Source organism: Streptosporangium lutulentum (assembly GCF_030811455.1).
In the GTDB taxonomy this organism is placed as follows: domain Bacteria; phylum Actinomycetota; class Actinomycetes; order Streptosporangiales; family Streptosporangiaceae; genus Streptosporangium; species Streptosporangium lutulentum.
Genome location: NZ_JAUSQU010000001.1, coordinates 7,210,736 through 7,223,864 on the forward strand (window position 1 = coordinate 7,210,736; position 13,129 = coordinate 7,223,864).

A 13,129-nucleotide genomic window follows, 5' to 3' on the forward strand; every position below is an offset into this window, starting at 1 on the left:
TTGGTACCCACGCGCCGCCAGCCGCGGGAGGCGCGTCGGAGTGGGCTTGTCCCGCTTCGACGATTATTGGGTGCACGCTTGGTAACCAGGTTGGACGTGCCGGCGACGGCGCCCCGCTACCAGGGGCGCCGTCGGTCTTATGAGGAGACGTCCGTAATCAGCAGCGCTGCGTGATCAACCGCGCTGCATGGCCTCGCAGATCGCCGTGGCCTCGCGCACGCCCAGCGTGACCGCCGACGCACAGTGCCGCACCCACGCCGCGACCCCGTCGGGGGTTCCGCTGAGGTAGGCCCTGAGGTTCTCCGCGTAGGCCGTGCCGAGTTCGAGGTGACCTACCTCGACGGCCGCCAGCGACTTCGGATCCAGGCCGAACTCCACCAGTGTCAGCCGTTCCGCGGCCCGCGCGACCATCCCGTCCGCCGATCCGAACGGTCTCAGCACCGCCAGTTCCGCGTGCACGATGGCGGCGAGCACCAGCGCGGGCGCCTTGGAGGACCCCTCGGCGGCCCCCGTGACCAGCCCGACCAGCCCGTCCACCCGGGCCACCGTCTCCTCGGGGCCCGGGGCCTCGCCCAGGCCGAGAAGGTCGGGCGCCTCGACGGCGCTCCGGGGGCGGCCGAGATCCTCGGTCAGGCCGGCGGCGGCCAGGGTGTGCAACCTGGCCAGCACCTGCCGCGGCGCCGTACGCCAGGTCAGGCCGAGCCGTCCCAGCTCGGCCGAGACCCGCAGCGCGCCCTGGACGACGGGGTCGGTGGCCTCGGGAATGGCCTCAAGGGGAACGTCCACGCCCTCAAGCGCGGCGGACGCCCTGGCCCCGCGCAGTGACGACCTGGCCGACACCTCCGGGCTCTTACGCCGCAGCACGCGGTGCCCGTAGAGCCGGTCCACGGCCTTGCGCGCGTCGGCGACCGCCTCCGACACTCCGGGCAGTCCGGCGATTACCGCCAATGGGTCACTCACGGTCCCCGACCCTACCGGCCGGTCGGCGAAGCCCCGACGGCACCATCGAGGGGTTCGGACCGCGCCGTGCCGTGCCGTGAACACGGGCCGGGCGGTGGGCCGGACCAGAGGGCGGGAAAGATCATCAAACCGTTCACCGAGCGCCTGGCACCGTCCGGCGCGCAGCCCCGCCGAATCACGTTGAATGGCACCCGCTACGTTCTTACGGTGTCAAAAACGTACCGTTTCAGCGGCAGTTATCCTCGCTGATAAGACTTTTACGAAACGTCGCGGGTCCTCATCACCGATCGGTACAGACCTGTCTAGACCTCTTGTGGCAGGCAGTACGGGCCTGGTGAAGTGGGACACGACCAGTACCAGCAGTACCTAAGGAGTGCGTAGTGGCCCCGGAGATCCCTGGTTCCAAGTCGCGTGAGACCCAGGAGACGTTGTCGAACCTGCTGCAGGAGACCCGGCGGTTCGCCCCTCCCGCCGACCTGGCCGCGGCCGCGAACGTGACCGCCGACGCCTACGCCGAGGCGGAACGGGATCGCCTGGCCTTCTGGGAGAAGCAGGCCGACCGTCTGGCCTGGTCGAAGCGCTGGGACACCACGCTTGAATGGAACCCGCCCTTCGCCAAGTGGTTCGTCGGCGGCGAGCTCAACGTCGCCTACAACTGCGTCGACCGCCACGTCGAGGCGGGCCGCGGCGACAAGATCGCCTACCACTGGGAGGGCGAGCCCGAGGGCGACAGCCGTACCCTCACCTACTCCGACCTGCGAAGCGAGGTCGCCAAGGCCGCCAACGCCCTGGAGGAGCTGGGCGTGCGCAAGGGCGACCGGGTCGCCATCTACATGCCGATGATCCCCGAGCTGCCGATCACGATGCTGGCCTGTGCCCGCCTCGGCGCGGTCCACTCGGTGGTGTTCGGCGGGTTCTCCGCCACCGCGCTCAGCGGCCGGATCCAGGACGCGGACGCCAAGGTCGTGGTCACCGCCGACGGCGGCTACCGCCGCGGCGCGCCCAGCGCGCTCAAGCCGACCGTGGACGAGGCGGTCGAGAGCTGCCCCGGCATCGAGCACGTCCTGGTCGTGAGAAGGACCGGCCAGGACGTGGCCTGGACCGACAAGGACGTCTGGTGGCACGACGTCGTGGACCGGCAGCCGGACGTCCACGAGGCGCAGCCGCACGAGGCCGAGGATCCGCTCTACATCCTCTACACCAGCGGCACGACCGGTAAGCCCAAGGGCATCCTGCACACCACCGGCGGTTACCTGACCCAGGTCGCCTACACCCACCACGCGGTGTTCGACCTCAAGCCGGAGACCGACGTCTACTGGTGCACCGCCGACATCGGCTGGGTGACCGGCCACTCCTACATCGTGTACGGCCCGCTGGCCAACGGCGCGACCAGCGTCATCTACGAGGGCACCCCGGACACCCCGCACCGGGGCCGGTTCTGGGAGATCGTGCAGAAGTACGGCGTCACGATCCTCTACACCGCCCCGACGGCGATCCGCACCTTCATGAAGTGGGGCGACGACATCCCCGCCAAGTACGACATGTCGTCCCTGCGTGTCCTGGGCAGCGTCGGCGAGCCGATCAACCCCGAGGCCTACGTCTGGTACCGCGAGCACATCGGCGGCAACCGTACCCCGGTCGTGGACACCTGGTGGCAGACCGAGACCGGCGCCATCATGATCAGCCCTCTCCCCGGCGTGACGAGCGGCAAGCCCGGCGCGGCCATGCGCCCCCTTCCGGGCATCACCGCCGACGTGGTCGACGACCAGGGCGAAAGCGTCGGCGACGGCGGTGGCGGCTTCCTCGCGATCCGCGACCCGTGGCCGTCCATGCTCCGCACGATCTGGGGCGACGACCAGCGCTACATCGACACCTACTGGTCCCGCTTCGAGGGCGTGTACTTCGCGGGCGACGGCGCCAAGAAGGACCAGGACGGCGATCTGTGGCTGCTCGGCCGCGTGGACGACGTCATGCTCGTCTCCGGCCACAACATCTCCACCACCGAGGTCGAGTCCGCCCTGGTCTCCCACCCGAAGGTCGCCGAGGCGGCCGTGGTCGGCGCGACCGACCCGGTGACCGGGCAGGCCATCGTGGCGTTCGTGATCCTGCGCGGCAACGCCGAGGAGGGCCTCGACATCGCCACCGAGCTCCGTGCCCACGTGTCCAAAGCGCTGGGCCCGATCGCCAAGCCGCGTCAGATCCTGGTGGTCCCCGAGCTGCCGAAGACCCGCTCGGGCAAGATCATGCGGCGTCTCCTGCGCGACGTGGCGGAGAACCGCAGCATCGGCGACGTCACCACGCTGGCCGACAGCACGGTGATGAACCTCATCTCCGAGAAACTGCCCAGCGCCAAGAGCGAAGACTGAGACCGAGGGCGTTCACGGGCCACGCCCCCGAACGCCCTCTCGACCCCGCGAAGGCGCGAATCCCCGGTGACGGAGGTTCGCGCCTTCCGCTCAGACGGCCCCATCCGCACTCGCAAGCCCGGCGGAGGTCCGATTCGCGGACTTCTATAGGGTGGTGATCAGGTGTGCCGGGAAGTCTGGTCGGCCGGGGAAGGAAAGCCCTTCCCCGCATTCGCGGAGGTTCTATGCGCCGCACCGTTGATATATGGCCTTTCCGACCTACAGTCCGATACACCCGCCAGCTGGCCGAGGCCCTCCGGGCCGAGACGGTCGGTGGTGTGCTGATGCTGCTGGCCGCCGTCGCCGCGCTGGTCTGGGCCAACGTGTCCAACGACTCCTACCAGGCGCTGCGCACCGTCACGATCGGCCCCGACTTCTTCCATCTCGAACTCTACAAATGGGCCCAGAACGGCCTACTCGCGATCTTCTTCTTCGTCGCGGGAGTGGAGATCAAGGAGGAGTTCGTCCACGGGGAGCTCGCGAATCTCCGCAAGGCCGCGCTGCCCGTCCTCGCCTCCATCGCCGGGATGATCGTGCCCGCCCTGATCTACCTCGCGGTGAGCTGGGGCGCGCCGGGCGCGAGCCGGGGCTGGGCCATCCCCACGGCCACCGACATCGCCTTCGCGCTCGCCGTACTGGCCGTGACGGCCAGCTCGATGCCCGCCGCGCTCCGGGTGTTCCTGCTGACCAGCGCCGTGGTGGACGACCTCGGTGCGATCACCGTCATCGCCGTCTTCTTCACCGAGCACCTGAACATCCTGGCTCTGGCCGCCGGAGCCGTGATCATCGCCCTGTACGGCCTGCTGCAGGCCAGGCGGGTCCGAGGACTGTGGATCTATCTGCCCCTCGCCCTCGTCACCTGGTATCTCATCGAGATCAGCGGCGTTCACGCGACCGTGGCCGGGGTGGCGCTCGGCCTGGTGACCCGCGTGCGCGGCGGCCCCGGAGAGGAGAGCTCCCCCGGCGAATCGGCCGACCGTTACCTCCGCCCCGTCTCGGCGGGCTTCGCGGTGCCCGTGTTCGCGTTTTTGTCCGCCGGGGTAGTACTCGGCGGGGAGGGACTCAGCACGATACTGAGCGATCGAGTGGTGCTCGGTGTGATCGCCGGACTGGTTGTCGGTAAGTTCCTCGGTGTCTTCGGCGGGGCGTGGCTGGCCGTACGGCTGGGCCTGGCGAGACTGTCGGAAGAGTTGCACTGGCGGGACATGGCCGCCGTCTCGATACTGGCCGGGATCGGGTTCACCGTTTCCCTGCTCATCGGCAACCTCGCCTACGGCGACGATCCGGAACGGGTGAACATGGTGACCACCGGCGTGCTCGTGGCAAGCCTCATGGCTTCCGTCCTGGCCACGATCCTGCTGCGGGTGCGCGTGCGTAACCGTCTCAACGCGCAGGATGATATTTGACATCGGCGCTTGATAGGAGATCGTTCATGACACAGATTCCGCCCACGGAACCGCAGGAGGAGTCGCTGGGCTCGCTGGTCGCCGCGGCCAGCGACCAGATCTCCACCCTGGTCAGGGCCGAGATCGAACTGGCCAAGGCGGAGCTCAAGTTCGACGCCAAACGGGTCGGCGTGGCCGGAGGGCTCTTCGGCGCCGCCGCGTTCATGGCCCACCTGTGCCTGATCCTGCTCTCGTTCGCGATCGCCTACGCCCTGATCGGTGTGGGCATCTGGCGCTGGGCGGCCTTCCTGATCGTCACGGGGCTGTACCTGGTCACGGCCGGGCTCCTGGCCTTCATCGGCATGAGACGGCTCAAGGGCATGACCAAGATGAAGGGGACCCTCCGCTCGCTCAAGACCATCAAGAGCGGCGAGCCCGAGCTCGGCTCCGCCCCTCCGGCCACCGCGGGCCAGATCGGCACGCATCGCGAGCCGGTGCGACCAGGCCAATGAACGGTCCCGACGAATCCCTGGTCAGCATCGAGGGCCCGTGGACCCATCGCGCCGTCCACGCCGGTGGCACCCGTTTCCACGTCGTGGAGGCCGGCAAGGGCCCCCTCGTACTGCTGCTGCACGGGTTCCCGCAGTTCTGGTGGAGCTGGCGCAACCAGCTCGTCTCGCTCCCCGCGGCGGGATATCACACCGTCGCCGTCGATCTGCGGGGCTACGGAGCCAGTGACAAGCCGCCCCGCGGTTACGACCTGCCCACCCTCGCCGCCGACGCGACCGGGCTGATCCGGGCGCTGGGTGAGACCGGCGCGATCGTCGTCGGTCACGACTGGGGCGGGCTGCTGGCCTGGACCATGGCCGCGATGGACCCCAAGACGGTCCGGCGGCTGGTCCCGGTGTCGGCCCCGCACCCGCTCCGCCTGCGGTCCGCGCTGCGCACCGAGCCGTTCGGCCAGCTCAGGGCCGGCCGCTACGCGCTGGGCTTCCAGCTGCCGATCCTCCCCGAGCGCCGGCTGACCGCCCACGGAGGCGCGATGGTGGGACGGTTGCTGGACCAGTGGTCGGGGCCCGGCTGGCCGGAGGAGGACGTGTCCAGGACCTACCGTGACGCGTTCCGCATCCCCAACGTCTCGCACTGCGCGCTGGAATATCACCGCTGGTTCGCCCGCTCCCAGCTCCGCCCCGACGGCCTGCGCTACGCCAGGGCCATGCGCGCCGGGATCAACGCGCCCACGCTGCACATGCACGGCGCGCTCGACGGGCACATCCTGCCCCGCACCGCCCAGGGCTCCAGCCGCTACGTGGTCGCCCCCTACAGGTGGCGGCTGATCGAGGGCGCGGGGCACTTCCCCCACGAGGAGCGCCCGGAGGAGTTCGACGCCGAGCTCATCGGCTGGCTGGCCGACCCGGAGCCCGACCGATGATCGAACGCGACCGGGATCCGGACGGCAGGGCGCGCAACCAGCGCCCCAGGGACGCGCTCGGACGGCCGCTGCCCCACGGAGCCGAGGGGGTGGAGCGCATCCCCGACGACTACGCGCCGAGCGCGGAGGAGGCTCTCTCCGAGGCGCGTCGCCTGCTCGACGAGGGCAGGCCGTTCCATGCCCACGAGGTGCTGGAGGGCCGCTGGAAGACCGCCCCGGAGGAGGAGCGGGAGCTGTGGCAGGGACTGGCGCAGATCTGTGTCGGCCTCACCCATCTCCAGCGGGGCAACCGGCGCGGGGCCGCGGCGCTGTTCGCACGCGGCGCCGACAGGATCTCCTCGTACGGCGCGCCGTACGAGGAGATCGCCCGGACCGCTCGCGCGCTGGACGACCTGGACGCCGGGACGGCCGTCTCCAGGATCCGGGCCCTGCTCTAGCCGGCCCGGCCCGGACCGTCTCCGGCCGCCGAGGTCCGGCCCTGCCCGGCCGGTCCGCTAGTTCTGGTTGCACTCCTGGGTGCTCACGGCGTTGACCAGTTTGGAGCCGTCTTCGGCGTCGGGGGCCACCTCCGCGGCCGTCAGGACGAACCCGGTCTCCGGCTGGTCGAGGACCGCCGCGAAGACGACTCCGTAGACACGGCCGTCCGTGGTGAGCAGCGGTCCGCCGGAGTTGCCCTGCCGGACCAGGCCGCGGATCGAGTAGACGTCGCGGGTGACGGACTTGCGCTCGTAGATGTCGGGCCCGTTGGCCCTCTGCTGCACCCGGATCCGGGCCTCGTTGGTGGTGAAGCCCAGGCCGTGCGGGAAACCCGCGATGATCGCGTCGTCGCCCTGCTTGGCATTGCCGTCGAAGCGCAGGAGCGGCATGTTCAGTCCGGGGACGTAGAGGATGGCGATGTCCCTGTCGGGGTTGTAGAGCACCACCTTGGCCCGGTGGGTGTGGTTCAGGTAGTCGGTGACCTGAAGCTCCTTGTCGACCCCGGCGACCACGTGGGCGTTCGTCATGATCCGGTCTTGCGAGTAGACGAACCCGGTGCCCTCGATGTGCTTGCTGCAGCTCGACGCGACGCCCTGGACCTTGACGATGCCCTTGCGTGCCCGCGAGAGCTGCCGGCCCTTCAGCACGCTCCGGTCGGGCGGGGCGACCTCGACGAACTGACCGCCCCCTATGCCGTCGAACACCTTGGGGAAGCCCGAGGTGTCGATGAACGCCTTGATCGGCGCCTGCAGGTCCTTGGCCCCCTCCGGCATCACCTGGTCGACGGTGCTGATCAGCAAGGACCTGTGGACCTGCTCGCTGAGCATGGTGAACTGCGACGAGACCAGTAAGGAGCCGATCAGCCAGGCGACGATCAGGACCGAGAACGCACTGGTGAACGTGCCCCCGACCGCGTCGACCACCTTGGCGGGCTCCCAGGTGACATGGCTGCGGACCACCGCGCCGATCGTCGACGAGGCGAACTGCCCGATCGTGGCGGCGAGGAAGACGACGACGATGGCGAGCAGCGCTCGCTCGGTATCGCCGTCGACCACGGCCTCGGCGATAGGGGGGGCGATGAACATGCCCAGCAGCGCGCCCCCAACGAATCCGACAAAGCTTAGGACCCCGATGATGAACCCCTGGCGGTATCCCGACACCGCGAAGGCCACCATCAGGGCGATCAGGATGAGATCGAGGAGATCACCGCTCACCCCTTTACGGTATCCAGCCGTTGTCCCGCGCGTGCACACCTTCCCCGAGGTATCTGCGGTTATCGTGGCCAGATGGCAACGATCGGGGGGTCGGCGGCCGTGGAGTCTCTCATCGAGACCGCGCTGCGAGATCAGGACCAGGACGGCGCGATCCGCTGGCACGCGATCAATGAGCTGCAAAAACGTGGCGATCTGGAGACTTTCACCGCGGCCCGGCGGTTGTGCTCGGGAAAGACTACGGCCGAGCGGATGCTCGGGGTGGACATTCTCGGCCGGCTCGGTTTCGTCGGTCGTAGCCTGCCGGTGCTCCGTTCCCTCTCCGTCCGCGAGGACGACTGCCTGGTGCTCTACTCGGTGCTGATCGCCTTCGGTCACCTCAGAGACCGTCGCGCTCTCCCCTCGGTGATCGCCCTGGCCGAGCACCCCGATCCCAGGGTTCGCTACGGCGCCGCCTACGCGTTACCGAACATCATGGGCAACCCGCCGGACCCGTCCGGTCTGTCCGCCCTGAGACGGCTGATCAACGACCCCGACGACGACGTGGCCGACTGGGCCTGCCTCGGCCTGGCCCTGTCAACGGGATGCGAGGTTAACGACGTCAGGGGGCAGGTCCTCGACCCGTGACCGATCCCAGGGGAGCTCGAAGCCCGAGGCGGCGAGCACCCCGTCGAGCACTCCTGCCGTGAACCCCCACACCAGCAGCCCGCGCACCCGGAACGCCGGGCCGCGATAATCGTTCGAGTGGCGCAGCCTGAGCCTGTTGGCCGGATCGACGAGCTCGCTGATCGGGACCCGCTCCACCGACTCCACCTCGTCGGGTGAGGCCGCGTGCACCACGCAGGGAGTGTGCCACCAGCCCAGCACCGGGGTCACCCGGTTGTCGCTGTGGGGCAGGTACAGCTCGGACATCGTGCCGATCACCCGGACACCGGCCGGATCGAGACCGGTCTCCTCCTGGGCCTCACGCAGCGCGGCGGCGATCGGGCCGTCGTCCTCGGGATCCACCCCTCCGCCGGGGAAGGCGGGCTGCCCGGCGTGCGTGCGCCCCCGCGAGCTGCGCTGGATCAGCAGCACGTCGGGGCCGAGCGGCCCCTCGCCGAACAGCATCAGCACCGCGGCCGGGCGTCCGCCGGACGCGGGCGGGCGCATCGGCGGGGGCACCGGTGCCCCCGCGGCACGTTCGGCCAGCGTCTCCAACCATTCAGGCACTTCCACGGGCACACCTCCGGTCTCTGCAACACGGCATCCCGCCCGGCGCTTCCCGATCGCGGGAAGCGCCACCGCCCGATTATGCGGGCGACCCCGGCGGTTACGAGGGTGGCCCCGCCCCGTTACGGGAACGGACCCGCCCGGTTACGGGAACGATCCCGGACGGCCGCGGGACGACCGGGGAGGACGTCAGGAGAACGGCCCCGGACGCACCAGCTTGGCGGCCTCGACGGGGTTCGTGGGACCGATGCCGTACGAGGGACAGAGCGCGGCGAGCGGGCACACGCCGCAGGCGGGCTTGCGGGCGTGGCACATGCGGCGGCCGTGCCAGATCAGGCGGTGGGACATCATCGTCCAGTCGCGCTTCGGGATGAGCTCCGCGACGGCCTGCTCGATCTTGACCGGGTCGGTCTCCTCGGTCCAGCGGAACCGGTTCACGAGCCGCTGGAAGTGCGTGTCCACGGTGATCCCGGGCACCCCGAAGGCGTTGCCGAGCACCACATTGGCGGTCTTTCGGCCGACTCCGGGAAGGGTCACGAGATCCTTGAGCCTGCCGGGAACCTCGCCGCCGAAGCGGTCGCACAGGACCTGGGCCATGCCGACGATGCTGTTGGTCTTGGCCCGGAAGAACCCGGTGGGCCGGATGATCTCCTCCACCTCGACCCGGTCGGCGCCCGCATAGTCTTCTGCTGTCCGATATTTCGCAAAAAGCGTAGGAGTAACCGTATTGACCCTTTTGTCCGTACACTGCGCAGATAAGATCGTCGCTACCAGCAGTTCCAGGGGATCACGGAAGTCAAGCTCACAGTGGGCGTCAGGGTAGGTTTCCGCCAGAATTCGGTCCATCCGCCGAGCTCGACGGACCAGGGCAAGCCGGGATTCACCTGCGGAGCTGACGTTGCGGAGCACTCCGACAGCCTACGCGCATGGCCCCCCGGAGAACCGCGCGGTGCGATAGGTCACAATTACTGCGTGAGCCGTGAAACAGGAGGCACTGTGAACACCGACGACGTGCTGGGCAAGGCTCCGCTCTTCTCGGCGCTCGACCGGGAGAGCGCCGCCGCGCTGCGCACGAGCATCTCCGAGGTGCAACTGTCCAAGGGACAGACCCTGTTCGCCGAGAACGAGACCGGGGATCGCCTCTACGTGGTGCTCGAAGGCAAGATCAAGCTGTCCAGGACCGCGCCCGACGGCCGGGAGAACCTGCTCAGCGTGCTCGGCCCGAGCGAGATGTTCGGTGAGCTGTCGCTGTTCGACCCCCGCCCCCGCACGGCGTCCGCCACCGCGCTGACCGACGTCCGCCTGGCCGGGCTCGGCCACGACGACCTTCGCCCCTGGCTGACCGGTCGCCCCGAGGTCGCCCTGCACCTGCTGCGCGCCCTGGCCCAGCGGCTCCGCCGTACCAACGACGTGCTGGCCGACCTGGTCTTCACCGACGTCCCCGGCCGGGTCGCCAAGGCCCTGCTCGACCTGGCCGAGCGCTTCGGCCAGCGGATCGAGGACGGCGTCCGGGTCCACCACGACCTCACCCAGGAGGAGCTGGCCCAGCTGGTCGGAGCCTCGCGCGAGACCGTGAACAAGGCCCTGGCCGACTTCGCCCAGCGCGGCTGGCTGCGCATCGAGGCCAAGGCCGTGGTCATCATGGACCTGGAGCGGCTGCACAACCGCTCGCGCTAGCCGTCGAGATAGTCCAGCTGGGCGCGGACCGACATCTCGGCGGCGAACCAGAGCGACCTGTCCACGTCCGCGTAGACGATCTCCACGATCTCCCTCGGCGTCGCCGCACCCCCCTCGCGCGCCTTCCGGATCTGGTCCAGCCGCCGCCGCCGGTGTGCGATGTAGCCGTCCAGCGCGCCGATCGGGTCGGGCAGCACCGGGCCGTGGCCCGGCAGCAGCGCCTCGGCGCCGACGTGCTCGGTCCTCGCGCGAAGCCGGTCGAGAGACCGCAGGTAGTCGGCCAGGTCGCCGTCCGGAGCGATCACGGTGGTGCCCCGGCCGAGCACGGTGTCCCCGGTCAGGATCGCCCGGTCCTCGGGCAGCCAGAAGCAGAGCGAGTCGAACGAGTGGCCCGGCGTGCCGACCACGTGGAGCTCCAGGCCGCCGACCGTGAGCACGTCACCGTCACCGAGCCCCTCCTCCCCCAGCCGGTGCGCGGGGTCCAGTGCCCTGACGGGTGCGCGGAGCAGCCCGGCGAGCTTTCCCGCGCCCCCGCTGTGGTCGTGGTGACCGTGGGTGAGCAGGATCGTCGCGACCCTGCGCCCCTCCAGCTGACCGGCGACCCTCGCGAGGTGGTCGTCGTCGTCCGGCCCGGGATCGACGACCAGGACGTCCTCCCCGTCGCCGATCACCCACGTGTTGGTCCCGTCCAGGGTCATCGGGGACGGATTCGGGGCCAGAAGGTTGAGGGCGTGGGTCGTGCCCGACCCGTCGGGCCCTTCCAGGGGGATCCGCAGCCCGCTCACGCGGCACCGAACCTGTAGTCGTCGTCGAGCACGATGTGCATCTCCCCGTCCACCTCCGCGATCTCCGGCATGAGGGTGACGATCTCCCGTTCGACCGCCAGCACGTCGGGGACCTTCTCGTAGGCGCGCAGCTCGCCGAGCGTGCGGTAGGTCGGGGGCATCAGGAAGATCTGACCGCTCCTGGCCCGGTCGATCGCGTCGGCGGGCCGTACCCAGGCGACCTGGTCGGCCTCACCGCCGACGTCACGGGTGCGCTGGCCCGGAGGGAGGGCCGCCACGAAGAACCGGGTGTCGAAGCGCCTGTGCTCGACCCTGGGGGTGATCCAGTGAGCCCAGGGACGCAGCAGGTCGGAACGGAGGACGAGACCGCGCCTGTCCAGGAAGTCGGCGAAGGACAGGCTCCTGTCGATCAGGGCGAGCCGGTCGGACTCCCACTCGTCGCCGGTGGTGTCGGCCACGACGGAGTCCTCGGACAAGCCGGCGAGCAGCACGCCCGACTCCTCGAACGTCTCCCGTACGGCGGCGCACACCAGCCCCCGCGCCGTCCTGTCGTCCGCGCGGAAGACCTCGCCCCACGCGGCGGGCGAGGGCCCGGCCCAGGCGACCGCCTGGTCGGTGTCACGTGGATCCACCGAGCCTCCGGGGAAGACGTAGGCTCCCGCGGCGAAGGCCATACTGGCCTTGCGCCGCAGCATGTAGACCTCCGCGCTCTCGCGGCCCTCCCGGAGGATGACCACGGTGGCGGCATCCCGGGCCGGGACGGGCTCCACCCGCCCGGCCAGAATGTCGCGTGCGCGCTCGCCCAGCTCACCAGGAAGCGGGATACCACCCATTCAGACCCTCCACCAGAACCTCACTCGGTTTCAGGGTCCATCATGTGGCACCGCCCGGTCTTGGACAATCATCAACAAACCCTAATGAAACTCAGCGAACCTCAGCGATCATTTCGATCTCGACGGGCGCGTCCAGCGGGAGAACCGCGACGCCCACCGCGCTGCGGGCATGCGCGCCCGACTCGCCGAACAGCTCGCCGAGCAGCTCGCTGGCCCCGTTGACCACCCGAGGCTGGCCGGTGAAGTCAGGAGCGCTGGCCACGAAACCGACGACCTTGATGATCCTGACGACGTTCGGCAGGCCGCCGGACACCGAGGCGATGGCCGCGAGGGCGTTGAGGGCGCAGATCTTGGCCAGGCCGTGGGCGTCCTCGACGTCCACCTCGGCGCCGACCTTGCCGGTCGTCATCAGCTTGCCCTCCACCATCGGGAGCTGGCCCGAGGTGTAGACGTAGTCACCCGTGCGGACGGCCGGGACGTAGGCCGCCAGCGGCGACGCCACCTCCGGCAGGACCAGGCCCAGCGCCGCCAGCCTCTCCTGCGGGGTCACTGCTTGGGCCGCTTCATGTAGGCGACCAGCTGCTCGGGGTTGTTCGGCCCGGGCACGACCTGGACGAGCTCCCAGCCGTCCTGGCCCCAGTTGTCAAGAATCTGCTTGGTGGCGTGCACCAGCAGAGGAACCGTCGAGTACTCCCATTTCGTCATGCGGGACACATTAGCGAGACCTCCGCGGCGAGCGGTTCCATCCGAAC

At 69.7% G+C, this 13,129-nt stretch carries 15 protein-coding genes; 7 read left to right on the forward strand and 8 right to left on the reverse strand.

Annotated elements, in window-relative coordinates; translation table 11 throughout:
* Nucleotides 1–174: 174 nt before the first annotated feature.
* Nucleotides 175–960 carry a Fic family protein gene (locus J2853_RS32250; protein WP_307564476.1) on the reverse strand — a complete coding sequence of 262 codons (786 nt, stop codon included), beginning with the start codon at nt 958–960 and terminating at the stop codon, nt 175–177.
* 380 nt (nt 961–1,340) lie between these two features.
* Between J2853_RS32250 and acs the strand changes: the two genes are divergently transcribed.
* The 5 genes from acs (at nt 1,341) to J2853_RS32275 (ending at nt 6,619) form a co-directional block, all read left to right on the forward strand.
* A complete protein-coding gene (gene acs, locus J2853_RS32255; RefSeq protein WP_307564477.1) occupies nt 1,341–3,326 on the forward strand; it encodes an acetate--CoA ligase in 1,986 nt (661 codons plus the stop codon).
* A gap of 224 nt (nt 3,327–3,550) precedes the next feature.
* Nucleotides 3,551–4,771: a Na+/H+ antiporter NhaA gene (gene nhaA, locus J2853_RS32260; RefSeq protein WP_307564478.1), complete on the forward strand. Its 1,221-nt coding sequence runs from the start codon at nt 3,551–3,553 to the stop codon at nt 4,769–4,771.
* Nucleotides 4,772–4,797: 26 nt separating this feature from the next.
* On the forward strand, nt 4,798–5,262 hold the full coding sequence (locus J2853_RS32265; protein ID WP_307564479.1) for a phage holin family protein: 465 nt from the start codon (nt 4,798–4,800) through the stop codon (nt 5,260–5,262).
* The gene (locus J2853_RS32270; protein WP_307564480.1) at nt 5,259–6,182 is read left to right on the forward strand and encodes an alpha/beta fold hydrolase; all 924 of its coding nucleotides are present in this window, start codon (nt 5,259–5,261) and stop codon (nt 6,180–6,182) included. Before J2853_RS32265 ends, J2853_RS32270 begins: the two co-directional genes overlap by 4 nt.
* Nucleotides 6,179–6,619 carry a DUF309 domain-containing protein gene (locus J2853_RS32275; protein ID WP_307564481.1) on the forward strand — a complete coding sequence of 147 codons (441 nt, stop codon included), beginning with the start codon at nt 6,179–6,181 and terminating at the stop codon, nt 6,617–6,619. The genes J2853_RS32270 and J2853_RS32275 overlap by 4 nt, the downstream gene beginning before the upstream one ends.
* Before the next feature lie 57 nt (nt 6,620–6,676).
* Here J2853_RS32275 and J2853_RS32280 read toward each other — a convergent pair whose 3' ends face one another.
* Nucleotides 6,677–7,873 (reverse strand): MarP family serine protease, encoded by a 1,197-nt coding sequence (locus J2853_RS32280; protein WP_307564482.1) that lies wholly within the window; start codon nt 7,871–7,873, stop codon nt 6,677–6,679.
* Between the two features lie 72 nt (nt 7,874–7,945).
* Between J2853_RS32280 and J2853_RS32285 the strand changes: the two genes are divergently transcribed.
* A complete protein-coding gene (locus tag J2853_RS32285; protein WP_307564483.1) occupies nt 7,946–8,497 on the forward strand; it encodes a HEAT repeat domain-containing protein in 552 nt (183 codons plus the stop codon).
* Here J2853_RS32285 and J2853_RS32290 read toward each other — a convergent pair.
* Both J2853_RS32290 and nth read right to left on the reverse strand, forming a co-directional pair.
* Nucleotides 8,447–9,088, reverse strand: a complete 642-nt coding sequence (locus tag J2853_RS32290; protein WP_307564484.1) for an NUDIX hydrolase — start codon at nt 9,086–9,088, stop codon at nt 8,447–8,449. The two genes, J2853_RS32285 and J2853_RS32290, sit on opposite strands and share 51 nt — an antisense overlap.
* A 183-nt stretch (nt 9,089–9,271) precedes the next feature.
* On the reverse strand, nt 9,272–9,991 hold the full coding sequence (gene nth, locus J2853_RS32295; protein WP_370879419.1) for an endonuclease III: 720 nt from the start codon (nt 9,989–9,991) through the stop codon (nt 9,272–9,274).
* 87 nt (nt 9,992–10,078) lie between these two features.
* Between nth and J2853_RS32300 the strand changes: the two genes are divergently transcribed.
* Nucleotides 10,079–10,759 (forward strand): Crp/Fnr family transcriptional regulator, encoded by a 681-nt coding sequence (locus tag J2853_RS32300; RefSeq protein WP_307564486.1) that lies wholly within the window; start codon nt 10,079–10,081, stop codon nt 10,757–10,759.
* Here J2853_RS32300 and J2853_RS32305 read toward each other — a convergent pair.
* The 4 genes from J2853_RS32305 to sp36 form a co-directional block, all read right to left on the reverse strand.
* Entirely contained in the window at nt 10,756–11,544 is a 789-nt protein-coding gene (locus J2853_RS32305) for an MBL fold metallo-hydrolase (RefSeq protein ID WP_307564487.1), read from the reverse strand. The genes J2853_RS32300 and J2853_RS32305 overlap by 4 nt on opposite strands.
* Nucleotides 11,541–12,377, reverse strand: coding sequence for an NUDIX hydrolase (locus tag J2853_RS32310; RefSeq protein ID WP_307564488.1), 837 nt, complete (start codon nt 12,375–12,377; stop codon nt 11,541–11,543). The genes J2853_RS32305 and J2853_RS32310 overlap by 4 nt, the downstream gene beginning before the upstream one ends.
* A gap of 91 nt (nt 12,378–12,468) precedes the next feature.
* Entirely contained in the window at nt 12,469–12,927 is a 459-nt protein-coding gene (locus J2853_RS32315; RefSeq protein WP_307564489.1) for a RidA family protein, read from the reverse strand.
* Nucleotides 12,924–13,082 (reverse strand): Sp36 family protein, encoded by a 159-nt coding sequence (sp36, locus tag J2853_RS32320; RefSeq protein ID WP_307564490.1) that lies wholly within the window; start codon nt 13,080–13,082, stop codon nt 12,924–12,926. Before sp36 ends, J2853_RS32315 begins: the two co-directional genes overlap by 4 nt.
* Nucleotides 13,083–13,129 lie beyond the last annotated feature (47 nt).

What these genes read in the sequence shown, in the direction of transcription:
- nhaA (WP_307564478.1), top strand. Translation starts at nt 3,551, where the DNA reads ATGCGCCGCACCGTTGATATATGGCCTTTCCGACCTACAGTCCGATAC.
- J2853_RS32265 (WP_307564479.1), top strand. Translation starts at nt 4,798, where the DNA reads ATGACACAGATTCCGCCCACGGAACCGCAGGAGGAGTCGCTGGGCTCG.
- J2853_RS32270 (WP_307564480.1), top strand. Translation starts at nt 5,259, where the DNA reads ATGAACGGTCCCGACGAATCCCTGGTCAGCATCGAGGGCCCGTGGACC.
- J2853_RS32275 (WP_307564481.1), top strand. Translation starts at nt 6,179, where the DNA reads ATGATCGAACGCGACCGGGATCCGGACGGCAGGGCGCGCAACCAGCGC.
- J2853_RS32285 (WP_307564483.1), top strand. Translation starts at nt 7,946, where the DNA reads ATGGCAACGATCGGGGGGTCGGCGGCCGTGGAGTCTCTCATCGAGACC.
- J2853_RS32310 (WP_307564488.1), bottom strand. Translation starts at nt 12,377, where the DNA reads ATGGGTGGTATCCCGCTTCCTGGTGAGCTGGGCGAGCGCGCACGCGAC.
- sp36 (WP_307564490.1), bottom strand. Translation starts at nt 13,082, where the DNA reads ATGACGAAATGGGAGTACTCGACGGTTCCTCTGCTGGTGCACGCCACC.